The following is a 2,082-nucleotide window of genomic DNA, read 5'->3' on the forward strand; positions in this document are numbered from 1 at the left end:
CCACGCAAACAGGTGGCGGCGGTGCACGCGGTGCCGCACAAACAGGTGGCTCACGAGGGGCGACGACCGGTAGTCGCGGTCGAGGTGGTGCTGCACAGAAAGCAGCAGCGACGGGCCGCGCAGTGGCCCGAGGAACAGGTGCAGCGGGCCGCGCAATGGCGCGCGGGACAGGAAGCGCTCTATCGGCGGTCGGCACGGCATCTACCGCAGCAGGCGGCGCCCTGCGGCAGGGCAGCGGGGCGGCGTACCGCTCACAACAACTCTTTGACGATTCCATCGGTGTAGTAGGCAACTACGCCGGGCAGGCACACAGGTAAGGGAAGGAGCACAGCATGGCAGAACGTGACAAGGAAGTCGAGGTTCCGCAGTACTCGCTCGGCCAGCCCCCGCGCCGTACAGGGTTGGGCGGGTTGTCGATGCTCACCACATCGGTGATCGCTGCCGGGTTCATGATCTTCCTTCTCGCCCAGTTGGCTGGTTTAGGCCTGCAGGTCGGGCTGGTTGTGCTGCTCGTGACGGCATTGATTGCAGCGGTTGTGACGCTGGAATGGGGCAACCGCTCGCTAGCGAAGATGGGGCGGATGGCTTTTCAGCACACCACCCGGCGTCGAAGTGGAGAGGATGTGTACCTGTCCGGCGAGCTGTCGAAGGTGCCAGGCGGGTTCCACCGTCTGCCCGGTGGACTCGCCCGCACCTACCTGGTCGGCGGGATCGATTCTGATCACCAGCCTTTCGCTGCGATTGTCGATGCGCCGGCGCGAACGGTCACGGTGCTCTTTGACTGTCAGATGACAGGACAGACCCCGATGACGCAGGAAGAGCGCAATATGAAGACTGCGGAATGGGCGCGTTGGCTGGCGATGCTGTCGTTGTCTGGCGATGTAGAGCATGTCGCCACCGTTATTGCGGTGCGTCCGGGCACCGGGCAGTTGGTGGCCCAAGAGGTCAGTTCCATCGTGGGGGAGGATATTCCCCCGATCGCGGCGCGCGTAATGCAAGAAGCTGGAGAAACGTTGTCTATCGGGGTGCCGGAGATTGTCTCGCATATCGCCGTGACATTTCATGTCGATGGTGAAGCGTTGAAGGACAATGCCTTCCTTGACACCATGGCAACCCGGTTGCCGGGTTTGTACCGGCAGCTGGGTTGGGCAGGGATCATCGCATCCCCGATGGACGCCGACGACACGATTGCGCGGGTCCATCAGTTCTATAATCCGCCGACCGAGCCGGACTTTGAAGAACTCAGTGTGATGGGCATCTCTCACGGCATGGACTGGGAAGATGCTGGACCTGGGTACGCGCGGGTGGGCACCCAGACCTATGAGCATGAGGGCTGTACGTCGGTGACATGGGAAATGCGGGATGCGCCGCGCGCGACATTTGAAGATGGCCTGCTTACAGGCCTGCTTGCTCCGCACGAGCGGATCGAGCGTAAGCGTGTAGCGCTGGTGTACCGACCATTCGAGGCAGGCAAAGGTGTCAGTCGGGTGGAGGGTGAGCACCGTGACGCAATGGTGGCGGCCAACAGTTCAAAGTCGATCCGGTCTGCTAATGCCGAGTTGCGTCTAGAGCACACCGAAGCAGCACGTCGAGCGCAGGCACGCGGCGCACAGTTGGGAAAGTATTCGCTGTTCGTCACCGCGACGGTCACCGATGAAAACGATCTAGACCGGGTCGAGCATGACGTGGTGCAGCTCGGTTCGGGGGCAAGTGTGCGTCTGCACAAGATGGCGCGCCAGCAAGATACGGGCTTTGTGACCACCTGTGGGGTGGGGCAAGTGCCGTGGCAGAACGAGACGACGGAACTGATCTAGGGAATAACCATGGGACGAATCTTCAGACGCCGCAACACGCCCGTCGAGGGGATTGCTCACCCGGCTGTGGCCGGTATGCGGCTTGGAAGTGAGCGCGACGCGCGCGGGTTCCGGCTGGGAGTAGTCCTCCCAGGTCATGCAGGCGAAGCCACGCTGGCAGTTCGGTTGACGAACGCGGCAGCCCTCACGACTGAAGCGGTGGCGCAGTGGAGAACAGAGGTACATGCCGATGAATCGGTGGTAGCAACCTGTGCCGCACAGCGGTTCA

2 protein-coding genes are annotated in these 2,082 nt (G+C 62.3%); both read left to right on the plus strand.

What is annotated here, in order from left to right; all coding sequences use genetic code 11:
* Positions 1 to 285 (plus strand): hypothetical protein (locus KBX18_RS11665; protein ID WP_255996264.1); only part of this gene is annotated, 285 nt, incomplete at its 5' end.
* A gap of 47 nt (positions 286 to 332) precedes the next feature.
* Positions 333 to 1,814, plus strand: a complete 1,482-nt coding sequence (locus KBX18_RS11670; RefSeq protein ID WP_255996265.1) for an SCO6880 family protein — start codon at positions 333 to 335, stop codon at positions 1,812 to 1,814.
* Positions 1,815 to 2,082 lie beyond the last annotated feature (268 nt).

This window comes from Corynebacterium sp. CCUG 69979 (genome assembly GCF_024454095.1).
Taxonomy (GTDB): domain Bacteria; phylum Actinomycetota; class Actinomycetes; order Mycobacteriales; family Mycobacteriaceae; genus Corynebacterium; species Corynebacterium genitalium.